This window comes from Pseudomonas sp. LBUM1658 (genome assembly GCF_059716055.1).
The window spans coordinates 1,775,118-1,790,015 of sequence record NZ_CP166798.1 but is presented as its reverse complement, the minus strand read 5'-3'; the positions used below and the strand labels follow the sequence as shown (position 1 = coordinate 1,790,015).

At 60.5% G+C, this 14,898-nt stretch carries 13 protein-coding genes; 6 read left to right on the top strand and 7 right to left on the bottom strand.

Features of this window, described 5'->3' with window-relative positions; all coding sequences use genetic code 11:
* Nucleotides 1-26: 26 nt before the first annotated feature.
* From ACA064_RS08065 to ACA064_RS08055, 3 genes are all read right to left on the bottom strand, one after another.
* A complete protein-coding gene (locus ACA064_RS08065; protein WP_497674194.1) occupies nucleotides 27-2,483 on the bottom strand; it encodes a TonB-dependent siderophore receptor in 2,457 nt (818 codons plus the stop codon).
* A gap of 97 nt (nucleotides 2,484-2,580) precedes the next feature.
* On the bottom strand, nucleotides 2,581-3,564 hold the full coding sequence (locus tag ACA064_RS08060; RefSeq protein ID WP_497672901.1) for a FecR family protein: 984 nt from the start codon (nucleotides 3,562-3,564) through the stop codon (nucleotides 2,581-2,583).
* A 40-nt stretch (nucleotides 3,565-3,604) separates the two neighbouring features.
* Nucleotides 3,605-4,105, bottom strand: a complete 501-nt coding sequence (locus ACA064_RS08055) for a sigma-70 family RNA polymerase sigma factor (protein WP_497672900.1) — start codon at nucleotides 4,103-4,105, stop codon at nucleotides 3,605-3,607.
* Nucleotides 4,106-4,401: 296 nt separating this feature from the next.
* On the opposite strand from ACA064_RS08055, the gene ACA064_RS08050 reads away from it, so the two are divergent.
* Both ACA064_RS08050 and ACA064_RS08045 read left to right on the top strand, forming a co-directional pair.
* Nucleotides 4,402-4,944 carry an Hsp20/alpha crystallin family protein gene (locus ACA064_RS08050; RefSeq protein ID WP_497672899.1) on the top strand — a complete coding sequence of 181 codons (543 nt, stop codon included), beginning with the start codon at nucleotides 4,402-4,404 and terminating at the stop codon, nucleotides 4,942-4,944.
* A 121-nt stretch (nucleotides 4,945-5,065) separates the two neighbouring features.
* On the top strand, nucleotides 5,066-6,049 hold the full coding sequence (locus ACA064_RS08045; protein WP_497672898.1) for a zinc-dependent alcohol dehydrogenase family protein: 984 nt from the start codon (nucleotides 5,066-5,068) through the stop codon (nucleotides 6,047-6,049).
* Here the strand turns inward: ACA064_RS08045 and ACA064_RS08040 are convergent.
* On the bottom strand, nucleotides 6,021-7,181 hold the full coding sequence (locus ACA064_RS08040) for an MFS transporter (RefSeq protein WP_497672897.1): 1,161 nt from the start codon (nucleotides 7,179-7,181) through the stop codon (nucleotides 6,021-6,023). The two genes, ACA064_RS08045 and ACA064_RS08040, sit on opposite strands and share 29 nt — an antisense overlap.
* 100 nt (nucleotides 7,182-7,281) lie before the next feature.
* Here ACA064_RS08040 and ACA064_RS08035 point away from each other — a divergent pair, with 100 nt between their 5' ends.
* From ACA064_RS08035 to ACA064_RS08025, 3 genes are all read left to right on the top strand, one after another.
* Nucleotides 7,282-8,046, top strand: coding sequence for an AraC family transcriptional regulator (locus tag ACA064_RS08035; protein WP_497672896.1), 765 nt, complete (start codon nucleotides 7,282-7,284; stop codon nucleotides 8,044-8,046).
* A 109-nt stretch (nucleotides 8,047-8,155) separates the two neighbouring features.
* Complete coding sequence (locus ACA064_RS08030) at nucleotides 8,156-9,292, top strand: HlyD family secretion protein (RefSeq protein WP_497672895.1); 1,137 nt, start codon at nucleotides 8,156-8,158, stop codon at nucleotides 9,290-9,292.
* Complete coding sequence (locus ACA064_RS08025; protein ID WP_497672894.1) at nucleotides 9,289-10,881, top strand: DHA2 family efflux MFS transporter permease subunit; 1,593 nt, start codon at nucleotides 9,289-9,291, stop codon at nucleotides 10,879-10,881. The genes ACA064_RS08030 and ACA064_RS08025 overlap by 4 nt, the downstream gene beginning before the upstream one ends.
* 7 nt (nucleotides 10,882-10,888) lie before the next feature.
* Here the strand turns inward: ACA064_RS08025 and ACA064_RS08020 are convergent, their stop codons facing one another.
* Nucleotides 10,889-11,329, bottom strand: a complete 441-nt coding sequence (locus tag ACA064_RS08020; RefSeq protein ID WP_497672893.1) for a carboxymuconolactone decarboxylase family protein — start codon at nucleotides 11,327-11,329, stop codon at nucleotides 10,889-10,891.
* Between the two features lie 248 nt (nucleotides 11,330-11,577).
* Here ACA064_RS08020 and ACA064_RS08015 point away from each other — a divergent pair, with 248 nt between their 5' ends.
* Nucleotides 11,578-12,528, top strand: coding sequence for a FecR domain-containing protein (locus ACA064_RS08015; RefSeq protein ID WP_497672892.1), 951 nt, complete (start codon nucleotides 11,578-11,580; stop codon nucleotides 12,526-12,528).
* Nucleotides 12,529-12,651: 123 nt separating this feature from the next.
* Here the strand turns inward: ACA064_RS08015 and ACA064_RS08010 are convergent, their stop codons facing one another.
* Both ACA064_RS08010 and ycaC read right to left on the bottom strand, forming a co-directional pair.
* Nucleotides 12,652-14,094 carry a mechanosensitive ion channel domain-containing protein gene (locus tag ACA064_RS08010; protein WP_497672891.1) on the bottom strand — a complete coding sequence of 481 codons (1,443 nt, stop codon included), beginning with the start codon at nucleotides 14,092-14,094 and terminating at the stop codon, nucleotides 12,652-12,654.
* Nucleotides 14,095-14,259: 165 nt separating this feature from the next.
* On the bottom strand, nucleotides 14,260-14,886 hold the full coding sequence (gene ycaC, locus ACA064_RS08005; protein ID WP_497672890.1) for an isochorismate family cysteine hydrolase YcaC: 627 nt from the start codon (nucleotides 14,884-14,886) through the stop codon (nucleotides 14,260-14,262).
* Nucleotides 14,887-14,898: the final 12 nt, after the last annotated feature.

Genomic DNA, 14,898 nt, shown 5'->3' with positions numbered 1-14,898 from the left:
CAAAAGATCCTGACAACCACCCTATATCAGAACCCGACGCTGGCCTGCACAAAGAACGTGCGCGGCTGCCCGACGTAGATCCCCGAGTTGTTGTCGCTCGAGCGGGTGTAGTACTGGTGATCGAAGAGGTTTTTCACCCCGGCGCCGAGTTTCAGGTTCGACAGCTGCGAGCCGAAATCGTAACCACCGCGAACGTTCCAGGTCACGTAACCCGGCATGTCACCGAACTGACCATCGGCAGTACCTTCGGTGATGTAGTCGCCGCTGAAGCTGCCGTCGGCGTTGATCCCGGTGCCCGGTGCATGCTGTTTGGACTGGGCGAACGCATCGAGGTTCCAGGTCCAGCGATTGATGTCGTAACGCAGCCCCAGGGTCGCCACTTGCCGGGAATAGAACGGCAGATCACGGCCCTTGAAGCCGGGGATGTCACCTTCGTTGGTGGCGCGGGTGTAGGTGAAACCGGCGTTGGCGGTCAGGCCAGACAACCGTGGGTCCAGTGCTGCCAGATCATAGTGCACCGACGCTTCCAGGCCCTGGTGCTTGGTGGCGCCGAGGTTGGTCCAGCCGACATCGTTGCTGACGTATTGCAGCTCTTCGTCGAAGTCGATGTAGAACAGTGTGACCTCACCACCCCACACCTCATCGTTGTAGCGGGTGCCGATCTCGTAGGTCTTGGCTTTTTCCGGGTTCAGGCCGTTGGCGGGCTGATCGCCCACCCCACCTTGACCCAGCTGGAAGTACTGCAGGCTGCCGAACGAGGTCTCGTAGTTGGCGAACAGCTTCCAGGCATCGGACAGGTGATACATCACGCTAAGGGCCGGCAGCGGTTCGTTGCTTTCGATCTCGCGGCGTTTCTCCTGCACCGGCCGGCCATTGAGGCCCAGCACCGGTCGATCATGCCATTCGGTTTTAATGTTTTCGAAACGGATGCCCGGGGTAATGGTCCAGTTGCCGACATCGATCTTGTCGTCAATGTAAAACGCATTGGCTTCAGTGCCGCCGGTTCGGTCCTGATAGACATGCCCGTCCGAAGTCGGGGTGGCTACCGGCTGATTATTCACCAATGCCAGGCGGCTGGCCTCTTCGTGCATGCCTTCTTTCAAGTAGCGATAACCGACGCTGGCTTCCTGAGTGGTCGGCCCGAGGTCGAACACATGGGACACCCGCGGCTCGATGCCATAGGTGTAATAGGTGCGCGGAAAGGAACCGAGGGTTTTCTGATCGCGGGCGGCGATGTTGCTGCCACGGAAGCTGTCGGAGTAATAAGTCAGCACTTCGAACTGGGTGCGGTCGTCGATCTGGCGCAGGTACTTGAAGGACACGTCCTTGCGTCGGCCGCTGAAGTTGTCCCAGTCGCGGTCGGACTGGAACGGGTCGGCATCGAATTGCTGTTGGGTCAGGCCGCCGGGCATGTCGGCGCTGGCGTCGTAGTAATGGAAATTCAGCGAGAAATCGTCCTGATCGGTCGGCGCCCAGTGGGTCTTGAGGATCACGTCGTCGATGTCGTTGTCGTTATTGCTTTTACGGTAGCCGTCGCCATTCACTCCGGAGTAGAGCAAAGCCACGCCCATGCCGTTATCCGCGGTGCCGCCGAGGAACGCCGTGTCAATGTGCTTCCAGCCGCCGCGCTGAGAGGTTTCCAGGGTGCTGCCAACTTCACCGGATAACTTCTCGGGGATCGCCCGGGTCACGAAGTTGATCACCCCACCGACGTTTTGCGGTCCGTAACGCACGGAACCGGCACCCCGAACCACATCGATGCTGTCGAGGTTGCCGGAAGAAATCGGCGCCATGGACAGCTGCGGTTGGCCGTAAGGAGCAAAGGCCGCCGGCACGCCGTCGATCAACACAGTCGAGCGCGGCGACAGGCGCGAAGTCAGCCCGCGCACGCCGACATTCAGCGAAATATCACTGCCGCCGGTGCCGTTGGCTTCCTGCACTTGCACCCCGGGAACCCGGCGTAGTACATCGCCGACGTTCATCGCGCCCTGCTCGACCATCGCTTCGCGGCGGATCACCGTCCGCGCGCCCGGATGGTTTTGCACCACGGCGGCATCAGCGTCGCCAAGCCAGTCACCGACCACTTTGATATCGGTGACGCCCAATTCCAGAGGGCCGTTTGGCGCCGTGGAAGCGGATGAGGGAGACGGACTCAGGGTCACCGAGCCGGCATCGATCTGATAGTCCAGGCCACTGCCCTCAAGCAATTGACGCAGCGCCTGTTCCGGCGACAGGTTGCCATCCACGGCCGGCGCCTGCTTGCCGGCCACCAGTTCCGGGTTGAAGAACACTTGCAGCGACGTTTGCTGACCCAGCTGGCTCAGGGCTTCACCCAGGGGCTGAGCCTGGATATGAATATTGCCGGGCGCCTGCTCGGCATAAGCCGATGGCATGCCGGCGCTGACCGCCAGGGCCAGCGCCAGTGGCAGCCAACGAAAAGAGCGCGTGGCGGTATTGTTGTTTTTAACGTCGAGGTTCTTCACGTCGAGCTTTGTCCTGTTGATCACAAATGTGTGCGCCTGTTAATGCAAACCAGTTGCAGTTGGACAAGAAGACGAAGAACTCGAAAAAAACCTGAATCTATCGCGCAATTATTTCCTGACTGCCATCGTCAAGGGTTCGCACCGCCACCGGCAGGATGCTCGGCAAGGCTTTAAGCAGCGCGTCGGTGTCGGCGGATTTGAACACGCTGGTCAGGCGTAAATGGCCCACCGCAGGACTGCTCACACGCAGGGGTTTATCCCGATAACGCGACACTTCATGGGCTACTTCAGTCAGGCTGGCGTTGTTGAATACCAGCTTGCCGCTGCGCCAGGCCGTGAGTTCCTGAGGGTTGACCGCATAAGCCGCGGCCACCTGGCCCTGTGCATCGACACGGGTGCCGAGGCCGGCGGTCAGGCTGACGAACTTTCCATCGTCGGCCTCGCTGCCTTGCACCTTGACCGTCCCCGACTCGACCACCACCCGGGTTTCAGCCTCATCGCGGCGCACGTCAAAGCGCGTCCCGGTCACCGTGACCTTGCCGGACCCGGCAGCGACGATAAAGGGCCGATGACTGTCGTGCTCGACGCTGAACATCGCTTCGCCCTGAGTGAGCTCGATGCTGCGTCGGTCCTTTGCATAACGCACTTGAATTCGGCTGCGGCTGTTCAAATCGATCACCGAACCGTCCGGCAACGCCACCTGGCGACGCTCGCCGAGGGCCGTGGAGAACTCGGCGGTGTAGGCCGCCGGCTGGTTCAAGACGTCGAACAAGCCCAGACCGAGGGCCACCGCGAGCACACTGGCCGCCACCGCATAACGTAGCAGTGGGCGGCGTTTGGCTCGAGTCGGTGGGGTCTCGCACAATGCCTGCAAACGCGCCCTGGGCAGCAGATCGGTAGCCGTCCAGAGCTTTTTCAGCAACAGAAATTCATCCCGATGCTGAGGGTGCTCCTCCAGCCAGGCCCCGAAGCGCAGATGATCTTCGGCGCTCACCGGCTGATCCTGTAGACGCACGAACCACAGCGCCGCTTCATCGCGAACTGTCATCGAACCGCACGCACAATCACCCGTCTCCATCATGGAATGTCCTGCTTGGCGGTGGGAGAAAAGTCACGGCAGATCATTGGCTCAGTCCATCGAGGCGGTCGCGTAGATGCCGCAGGGTGCGGATCATATACTTTTCCACCATGTTTTTAGACAGCCCCAGGCGTTCGGCGATTTCCGCCTGGGTCAGGCCTTCGATTTTCTGCCAGACAAACACCTTGCGGCAGTTGACCGGGAGCTCGGTGAGCGCCCGCTCGATGGAGTCAGCAAGCTGGATCGCGTGCATGAAATGCTCCGGATCGCCGCTGGGCGGCGAACTCTGATGAATCGCTTCCAGTTCCATGGCACTGCGGCGATCTTCACGCCGATAAGCGTCCACCGCGATATTGCGCGCGGTTTGATGCAAATACGCCCGTGGCTGCTCGACTGTCGCCGAATCGGACTCGAGCACCCGCACGAAAGTGTCATGGGCCAGATCCTCGGCCTGCTGACGATTTCTCAGCCGACGCGTCCAGGTGCCGATCAACTCTTCGTAGTGCTCGAAAAAGCCTGGTCTGCGGGGCGGCTTGGGGGTCATCGCGGTGCGCTATGGAGGCGGGGCGTGAATAGTAATGCTTCCTATTAAGCCCGGCAATTCATTCGCGCTGCAAGTCGCTCCGCTCGTCGCGTTTTCTTCTCCCACCCCCGCTCTGGAAGGATCCAGACCTCAAGCGCGCCTATGCTTAATGAGTACCAAAGACGTTCACAGGCCAGTCCCGCCTGTGGCGGGAAGACCGCTCAGAGCGTGGTTATCCCGGATTATCCCCTCTCGATGTGGACAGGCAACCCGGACATTTGCAGTCCACCTCGAAGTCACCCAAGAGGAGAAATGAAATGTCCAACTCAGTGAAAAAAATGCCAATCAGCTCCGAAGAAAAAAGCAGTCGGCAGCCAGGCACACTGGACCCAAGGCGAACCTTTGAGAAACTGCGGCAGCAAGTCGACCATCTGTTCGAAGATTTCGGTCGAGGCTCGGCGCTTTCTCCTTTCAGCCGCAGCGCTTTCGATCTCGAGCCATTCTGGCGCAGGGAATTGATCGGTCACGGCATACCCGCGGTGGATATCACCGAGAAAGAGAAAAGCTATGAAATCAGCGCCGAACTTCCCGGCATGGATGAAAGCAACATCGAAATCAAGCTAACTGATAGCTCTTTGATTATCAGAGGCGAAAAGAAAGACGACCGGGAAGAGAACCGCAAAGGCTATCACCTCTCCGAACGCCGTTATGGCTCATTCGAACGGGTCTTCAACTTGCCTAAGGGAGTCGATGCCGACAGGATCGAAGCTCATTTCAGCAAAGGCGTGCTGACGGTGTCGCTGCCGAAAAAAGCCGAGGCCATGAAGGCGGAAAAAATCGTGCAGATCAAGGCCGACTGAAACCATGAACGGCCGTGCCCCTTGTCGGGAGACCGGCAAGGGGCTTTTGCTTGACCGCAACAACCTCCTCATTTCGCCGCTGATCTACAGTGAATCTTGTAACCTTCTCTGGAGAAGACCCATGCGTGCCATGGTGTTACAGGCCCCTGGCGAGCTTCTGCAATTGCAGGATCGTCCGGTGCCGGTCCCCGCCGCTCACCAACTGCTGATCAAGGTGCTGGCCTGTGGGGTCTGCCGTACCGATCTGCACCTGGTCGATGGCGAACTGCCGCAAGCTATATTGCCGAGAGTTCCCGGCCATGAAATTGTCGGTCAGGTGATGGCCGTCGGCTCGCAGGTGGCGCCTTACTGGATCGGCAGGCGAGTCGGTGTTCCCTGGCTGGGCTGGGCCTGCGGGCACTGCGCTTTCTGCCTCGCAGGACGGGAGAACCTGTGTAATCAGGCACTATTCACCGGGTGCCAGCTTGATGGCGGTTATGCTGACTACGCCCTGGCCGATGCGCGTTTTTGCCTGTCGATTCCAGCCGCGCTGGCGCCCGTCGAGGCTGCCCCGCTACTCTGTGCCGGGCTGATCGGTTATCGCGCCTTGCGGCTGGCGGGAGCAGCGCAACGACTGGGCCTCTATGGTTTTGGCGCCGCCGCCCATTTGCTCATACAACTCGCGCTGGCGCGTGGCCAGCAGGTCTATGCCTTTACCCGTCCTGGCGACACAAAAGGCCAGGATTACGCGAGAAAACTCGGTGCGGTCTGGGCCGGGTCTTCCGAAGAGCTGCCCCCGCAACCGCTGGACGCCGCACTGATATTCGCCCCGGTCGGGGCCTTGATCCCCCTGGCGCTGGCAGCCACGATCAAGGGCGGCTGTGTGATTTGCGCCGGCATTCATATGAGTGAGATTCCAGCCTTCCCCTATCAACTGCTATGGGGCGAACGGATACTGCGTTCGGTGGCCAATCTGACCCGTGAGGATGGCAAGGCGTTCTTCGCCGAAATCAGTCATACCCCCGTTCGTTCCCACGTCACCCGCTTTGCCCTGATAGACGCCAACTCTGCCCTGGCCTGCCTGCGCCAAGGACAGGTCAAAGGGGCGATCGTACTGACGCCATGATCGCTCGGCGGCTCCTGCCGAAAAATGCCAGCACCAGCGCCAGGACTCCACAGGCCACCAAGGTCCAGCCCAGCGCCTGGCTCCAGCCGGCCAGCATCAGGCCGGCGCCGATCATCAAGTAGTACATCAAACCCAGCAATGCCCCGGCGGTGCCCAGCCGATCGCTGTAGTTCGCCAGCGCCGAGCCGAGGATGTTCGGGATCGCCATGCCGAACGCCAACACCACCAGCAGCATCGGCATGACGAACCAGGCGCTGCCTTGTAACGCCAGCACCGCAATGCCACCGACCAGCGCCACCGCCGCGGCGCGCGTCACCAACTGCTCGCTGCTGAATCCGCGCTTGAGCAAACTCTTGTTCAACCAGGCGCCAAGACCGGAGCCCAAGGCCAGAATCACTCCGCTGTAACCGAACAGGTCCGCACCAAGACCCAGGCGCTGAAAGACAAACGGCCCGAGGCTGTAGTAGCTGAACAGGGCAATGTTGAACAACGCAATCAATAGGGCCGAGCGCCAGAGCGCCGGGTCCTTGAGCATCAACCCCAGGGTGCCGAAAAGCGAGGGTCTGGTCAGTGTTGGCGGCAGGGTTTCCGGCAGCGCCACACCGCACCAGCCCAGCAGAATCAGCGCGAGCATTAGCAAGCAGGCCAGCACACCTCGATAACCCAGGACCTCGGCCAGACTCGCGCCTGCAAACAGTCCGATCGCCGGACTGGCGGCCAAGGCAATGCCCATCACCGAAAAGACCTGCACCAGTTCTGTTCCCTTGAAACGGTCACGCAGCAGGGTTTGTGTCACTACCGATGCGACCGCCGCGCCAAAGGCGGCCAACGCCTGGGCAGCCAACAGCCCGCTGAAGGTGCTGACACTCAGGCCAATAACCGACGCGACGGCATACAGGAGCAGCCCGGCCAGCATCGACGGACGCCGACCGATCCCGTCGCAGACCCGCCCCCACACCACGACGCCCAAAGCGAACGCCAGAAAATACACCGACAGGGTTTGCCCAGCCATTGGCGGGCTGACGGCAAACGCCCGAGCGATATCAGAAAGTGCGGGGCTATAAAGGGTTTGGGCCATTTGCGGAAACATCAGCAAAGCAACCGCCAACACCAGCAGTTTGTTGGAATTCATCAGGGCATTACTCAGCAGAAAGGGCTCCTGACGATTTTAAAGAAGGGTGACTGACGTATTATGCGAACCTGGCCAACTAATATCGGAAATCGGACAATTAATGGCATGGCTCAACGCCCAGGCGCAGTTTGACCCGGATAGTTACCCTGCGCCGGTGATCGGTATCGCCGCCATCCTTGGCGACCATGATTCCGGCCTGCATCAGCACGCTCGGGGGCAACTGCTGTTCACCCAACAAGGCTGTACCCGCATCACCTTGGCAAACCAACTCTGCCTGTTGCCACCTTCAAGGGTGGCGTGGATTCCACCGGGGGTAACTCATCGTGCGGTGATGCGTCAAAGCGTGGACTATCGATCGATTTACCTGAGCCCTGAACTGTCCGGCGAATTGCCGCAACAGGTCAGCGTACGGGAAGTCAGCCCACTGCTACGGGCGGTGCTGGAACCCATGGCTATGGCCGGCTTCGACACCGACTGGGATCAAGGGAAATACGCCCATCTATTGGCGCTGTGCCTGTATGAAGTTCGCGAAGCCGCGCAGCAGCCGATGCTGCTGCCATTGCCACGGGACAAACGCCTGGCAGCGCTGCTCGCCGCACCCGAACAGCTGCCGCCGGAGCTTCAGGTGCTGGTGACCCGGGTCGGCGCCAGCAGTAAAACCATCGGGCGGATCTTTCAACGGGAAACCGGTATGGGCTACCAGCAATGGCGCCAACAATGGCGCTTGATGCGTGCCATCGAGCTGCTCGCCACCGGCCGCAGCATCGCCTACAGCGCCTTCGAACTGGGTTTTGCCAGCGACAGCGTGTTCATTGCCTTCTTTAAGGGCATGACCGGCACCACGCCCAAGGCCTGGTTCAAATAACGTCTCGCTGACGTGCACCTGATGACTGGTAGAGAAATTTACTTGTGACTGAATATTACATACGTCATATTATACACGTAATATAAGTCTGATTCCACAGGTGTCCTCCATGACCAGCTTCACTGCAGTTGAAGAACCCGCCGTCGCTGCCGCATTGACCCCACCGTGGCCGGCCCTGTTCAAACGCCTGCTGCTGTTGCTGTTGGTGGCTGCCGCGCTGGGGCTGATCGGGCTCTATGGATTGCATTGGTGGACCAGCGGACGCTTTATCGAAGACACCGACGATGCCTATATCGGCGGCGATGTCACGGTGATCGGGCCCAAAGTGCCTGGTTATATCGAGCAGGTGCTGGTGACCGACAACCAACAGGTGCATGCCGGTGACTTGCTGATTCTCCTCGACTCTCGGGACTACCGTGCCAGCCTGGCCAAGGCCGAGGGTGCGGTGGCCGCCGAAGAAGCCTTGCTGGCCAACCTCGATGCCACCGAACAACTGCAGCAAGCGGTGATCGCTCAGGCCCGGGCCGGGATCGACGCGACCGCTGCGGAGATGTCCCGTTCGCGGGACGATAATGCGCGCTACAAGCGTCTGGTCGGCAGCTCCGCGGTGTCGGTGGAAAGCGCGCAACGGGCCGATGCCACCTTCAAGACCGCGCAAGCCCTCAGTGCTCGGGCGCAGGCCGAACTGCTCGCCAGCCAGCGTCAGCTGATGGTCATCGCCACCCAGAAACAGCAGGCCAGAGCGGCGTTGATCCAGGCCCAGGCCGAGTGCGATATCGCCCGCCTGAACCTGGGCTACACCGAGTTGCGCGCACCGATTGATGGGGTGATCGGCAACCGGCGGGCGCGAGTCGGTGCCTATGCCCAGGCCGGTTCGCAATTGCTCTCGGTGGTACCGGCCAGTGGCCTGTGGGTCGATGCCAATTTCAAGGAAGATCAACTGGCGCACATGCTGCCCGGTCAAAGGGTCAGTATCCACGCCGATGTGCTGCCCGGGCGTGAATTCCACGGTCATCTGGACAGCCTGGCGCCGGCCACTGGCGCACAGTTCAGCGTGCTGCCGCCGGAAAACGCCACCGGTAACTTCACCAAAATCGTCCAGCGAGTGCCGGTGCGCATCATCCTCGACCCGGCCGACGCGGTGTTGGGCCAACTGCGTCCGGGCCTCTCGGTGACGGCTTCGGTCGATACCAAAGCCGAGGGTAAACAGCCCTCCCCAGCGCTAACCCAGGCCAGCGCACCATGAGTCGCGCCCTCGCCGCAGCGGCTGCGCCCTTCGATGCCACGACCATGGCGACCGCGACCAAAGTGTTCGCCTTCGCCACCATGTGCATCGGCATGTTCATTGCGCTGCTGGATATCCAGATCGTCTCGGCCTCACTGCGCGACATCGGCGGCGGGCTCTCGGCCGGCACCGACGAAACCGCCTGGGTGCAAACCAGTTATCTGATCGCCGAAATCATCGTCATCCCGCTCTCGGGCTGGCTGTCCCGGGTATTTTCCACGCGCTGGCTGTTTTGCGCCTCGGCGGTCGGTTTCACCCTGGCCAGCCTGCTCTGCGGCGCGGCCTGGAACATCCAGAGCATGATTGCCTTTCGCGCGCTGCAAGGGTTTCTCGGCGGTTCCATGATTCCGCTGGTGTTCACCACTGCGTTCTTTTTCTTTACCGGCAAGCAACGGGTGATCGCCGCCGCCACCATCGGTGCCGTGGCATCCCTGGCACCGACCCTGGGACCGGTGATTGGCGGCTGGATCACCGAGATCTCGTCCTGGCACTGGCTGTTCTACATCAACCTGGTGCCGGGGATTTTCGTCGCGGCAGCGGTGCCAATGCTGGTGAAAATCGACCAGCCGGAACTGTCGTTGCTCAAGGGCGCCGACTACTTGAGCATGCTGTTCATGGCGCTGTTTCTGGGTTGTCTGCAATACACTCTCGAAGAAGGTCCGCGCTGGAACTGGTTCAGCGACAGCACCATCCTCAGCACCGCGTGGATCTCCGGGCTGGCCGGCCTGGCCTTTATCGGCCGCACCTTGCACGTGGCCAATCCGATCGTCGATCTGCGTGCCTTGAAAGATCGCAACTTTGCCTTGGGCTGCTTTTTTTCCTTCATCACCGGCATTGGCCTGTTCGCGACCATCTACCTGACGCCGCTGTTTCTCGGCCGGGTGCGCGGCTACAGCGCGCTGGACATCGGCCTGGCAATATTTTCCACCGGAGTCTTCCAGATCCTGGCGATTCCGCTGTATGCCTTTCTGGCCAATCGCATCGACTTGCGCTGGATCATGATGACCGGCCTTGGACTGTTTGCCTTGTCGATGTGGGATTTCAGCCCGATCACCCACGACTGGGGCGCCAGGGAACTGATGCTGCCACAAGCCTTGCGCGGTATCGCCCAGCAATTGGCCGTACCGCCAGCCGTGACCCTGACCCTCGGCGGGCTGGCCCCCTCGCGGTTGAAACACGCTTCGGGGCTGTTCAATCTGATGCGCAATCTCGGTGGCGCGATTGGTATCGCCGCGTGCGCGACCATCCTCAATGACCGCACCAACCTGCACTTCACCCGGCTGGCGGAGCACTTGAACAGCAGCAATGAAGCGCTTAACCAATGGCTGACGCAGGTGGGCAGCAACTTTGCCGCCCTTGGCCAAAGCGCTGACCAGGGCGTCACCGCCAGCCTGCATCAGCTATGGTTGCTGACCTACCGTGAAGCCCAGACGCAAACCTATGGCGACGCGTTTCTGATGATCATGGCCTGCTTCATCATCGCCACGGCGATGGTGCCCTTGATGCGTAAGGTGCAACCACCCGCCGCGCCGTCAGCAGACGCTCATTGATCGCGGATCAGGCCTGCGGCATTTTGCGAAAGCCCACCGCCAGGCGATTCCAGGCGTTGATGGTGGTGATTGCCACCGTCAGGTCGACCATTTCCTTGGCATCGAACTCGGCGCTCAACTGCGCGTAATCTTCATCCGGTGCGTGAGTTTCGCTGAGCAGCGTCAGGGATTCGGTCCAAGCCAGGGCCGCACGTTCACGTGGAGTGAAGAAGGGTGTTTCACGCCAGACCCACACCGCATAAAGACGGCGTTCGGTCTCACCGCCCTTGCGCGCATCGGCGGTGTGCATGTCGACGCAGAAGGCGCAGCCGTTGATTTGCGAAGCGCGCAGCTTGACCAGTTCGATCAGCGTTTTTTCCAGCGGCAGTTTCGTCACCGCGGTTTCCAGCGCGATCATGGCTTTGAGGGCATCCGGCGAGGCGGTGTAGAAATCGATACGAGGTTGCATGATGTGCTCCATAACAAGAGGGGGTGCAGCTACGTTATCCCCGCCTGTGGTTTGCACAAATAGCCAATTATTGGGAAGTTGAGGATGCCAATTACAGCGGGCGAGCCAACCTCGGGTACCTGTCAACTCTGACAGTAGCCAGGGTTTTTTTTTCAAGGTCTACTTGGAAAACAACGTGAAACATCCGCGAAAAAAACTGGCTAATGCCCTATGCGCAGTGCCTTCATTGCATGCCTGAGTATCGTCTGATGAACTCGCCCACCATCAACCCACGAATTCTCGGCGAAGCCGCTGACTGGCTGGTGCAACTGCACTGCGGCACAGTCACAGCCGCCGATCATCAGGCAATTCAGCAGTGGCGCAACCGAAGCGCCGAACACGCCGAGGCCTGGCAACGGGCCGAAGCAATCCTTGGGGACTTTCGCAATGAGCCTGCCATGCAAACCTTGCAGCAGGCCGCCCGCCGCGTAGGCCTCAGCCGCCGTCAGACCCTACACCGCCTGGGTCTGCTGTTAATGGCCGGGCCACTGGGTATTGCCTGGCAGCACACACCGTGGGAGCAATGGACGGCCGATCAACGGACTGCCGTGGGTGAACAGAAGAATTGGCAACTACCGGATGGCAGCCAGGTGCTACTGAACACCGCAAGCTCGGTGAACATCGCCTTCTCCACTAAAGAGCGTCGGCTCCGGCTACTCGCGGGCGAAGTGCTGATCAGGACCGCCAAGGACTCCAGCGCCCGGCCGTTTATCCTCGAAACCCCACAAGGTACGACCCATGCTTTGGGCACGCGCTTCTGCGTGCGGATCAACGGTTCACGCAGCCAGGTCTCGGTGCTCGAAGGCGCGGTGCAAGTCCTGCCGCAACTGATGAGCCAGGGGCCGACGGTCAATGCCGGTGAGCGCCTGAGCTTTAAATTGGACCGGTTCGAACCACTGGAAAGCTTCGATGCCAGTGCGCTGACTTGGGACAACGGCATGCTGATGGCCAACAACATGCGCCTGGATGAATTGCTCGGCGAGCTGGCGCGCTATCGCCCAGGGGTATTGCGCTGCCATCCGGATGTGGCAGCTGTGCGGGTCTGCGGGGCATTTTCCCTGCGTGACAGCGACGCCAACCTGCGCCTGCTCAGTGACACCCTGCCGCTGAAAGTCAGCAGCCTGACGCGCTATTGGGTATCGGTGGAGCCACGGGCTTGAGGTGAGATACACCGCTGACTACTGTAGGAGCGAGCTTGCTCGCGATGGACTCAAGGGACTCGCGCCTACAGAACAAGCCCGGGAAAGCGTCAGACCAGACACCAGAAAAACACCAGGCAGTCCCTAAGTCCTGCTGCGCAACCACTGCAAAAAGCCCTTCTTCTCCACCGCTTTCGGCACTTCCCGGGTCAGGGTTTGCGCGGTATGCAGGCGGTAATCCAGCAGGGTTTTCATCGCATCGCCGATGTCACGACGGGCATCCAGGCAGGGTTTGAGGTATTCCTTCTCGATGCGATACAAGGTGCAAAAGGTCTTGGCCGAGAAATCCGCGGGCATCGCCCCTTCTTCGAGGATCCCGGCTTCGCCGATCACCTCTCCCGGCCCCATACGTCCCGCTTCGAATTTACTGCCGCCGCGGCTGAGCGCCACCGACACCACTCCGGATTCGATAATGAACAGATGATCGCTGACTTCGCCGCTGGGCAGGATCATCTCGCCGGCGCGAAAGGTTTGCAGCTTCATGTTCTGGCTGAAGATGTCTTTCTCCTCCTGGCGCAGGGTCGAGAAAATATTCGAGCTTTCCAGTAACGCCCGGGGCCGGGAAAAGTTGGCCGGCGCAGCGCTCTCCACCGTCGACAGCAGGCTCACCCCTGACGCCTTCAAGTGCCGATACGCCAGATCGAACAGCTGATTGCGCACTTCGCGCTTCTGCCCCATGGACGAGACAAATCCGCTGATTTCGTATTCCACCCCGCCGCTGCCGGAGCTTTTCAGCGTCACATTCGGTGCGGGTTTGCCGAGCAACTGCCGGCAGCCCTGCATGGCACGCTCCAGCGCCTCGATGACCGTTTGCGGGCGGGCATGAGGACTGATCTGCAGGCTGACGGACAGCCCGTGCATGTCGCTGGGTCGGCTGAAGTTGATGATCTTGGCCTTGGCCGCCAGGGAGTTGGGGATCACTGCCATGCTGCCTTGGGCAGTTTGCAGACGCGTCGCCCGCCAGTCGATATCGGTCACCCGACCTTCGGTGCCGTCGATGGAGATCCAGTCATCCAGTTGATAGGGTTTGGTGGTGTTCAGGACGATGCCGGAAAACACATCGCTAAGGGTACTTTGCAACGCCAGACCGACAATGATCGCCACCGCCCCGGAAGTCGCCAGCACGCCCTTGACCGGTAAATCCAGCACGTAGGCCAGTGCGGCGATGATCGCGATCAGGAAAATCACCGCGCCAAGCAAATCCTGCAACAGCCGCCCGGTATGCCCGACCCGCTGCATCATCAAGGCGCCCCCCAACACCGTCAGGGTCCGCGCGCCGAACAGCCACCAAGCGATCTGCAAGCCAGTGGCGGCCAGGTGCAACGGCACATTCTCCGGCCAGGGCGGCGGTTGCATCGGGTTCATGCCCTCGTTGAACAGCAGCACGCTGAACAGCGAGAAAATCACCAGCCGCACCGCCAGTCTCCAGTTGCTGCCACTGGCCGTGATCAGCCGCCACAACAGCAGGTCGAGAAGAATCAGGACCAAGGCACAGATCAGCGGGTGATTGGTGAGAAAGGACGGCATCAAACAACTCCGGCAAAGCCAATGGTGCGACGATGCCACACAGTGTAGGAGCTGGCGAAGCCTGTGATCTTTTGGCGATCATCCATTTATCCGGAGATCAAAAGATCGCAGCCTGCGGCAGCTCCTACGGGGCGATTGGAGTTCGCCGTTGATGATGCGGTCGGGCTATTTACTGTTGCTGAGGCTGTCGTAGCTGGTCATCAGGTTGCGGTAGTCGGGAATGTGGTTGGAGAACAAGGTGCCCAACCCTTCCACATCATTGCGCCAGTCGCGGTGCAACTCGCAGGCCAGGCCGAACCAGGTCATCAGCTGTGCGCCGGATGCCGACATGCGGTCCCAGGCCGATTGACGGGTGAGTTCGTTGAAGGTGCCGGACGCATCGGTGACCACGAACACTTCAAAGCCTTCCGCCAGTGCCGACAGCGCCGGGAATGCCACGCAGACCTCGGTCACCACACCCGCGATGATCAGTTGTTTCTTGCCGGTAGCCTTGATCGCCTTGACGAAGTCTTCGTTGTCCCAGGCGTTGATCTGCCCCGGGCGAGCAATGTACGGCGCATCCGGGAACAGTGCTTTCAACTCCGGTACCAGCGGGCCGTTGGGGCCGGTTTCGAAACTGGTGGTGAGGATGGTCGGCAGCTTGAAGTACTTGGCCAGGTCGGCCAGGGCCAGCACGTTGTTCTTGAACCGGTCCGGCTCGATGTCGCGCACCAGAGACAGCAGGCCAGCTTGATGATCGACCAACAGAACGGCGGCGTTGTCTTTATCCAGACGTTTGTAGGAGTTAGCCATTGTAGTAGTCCT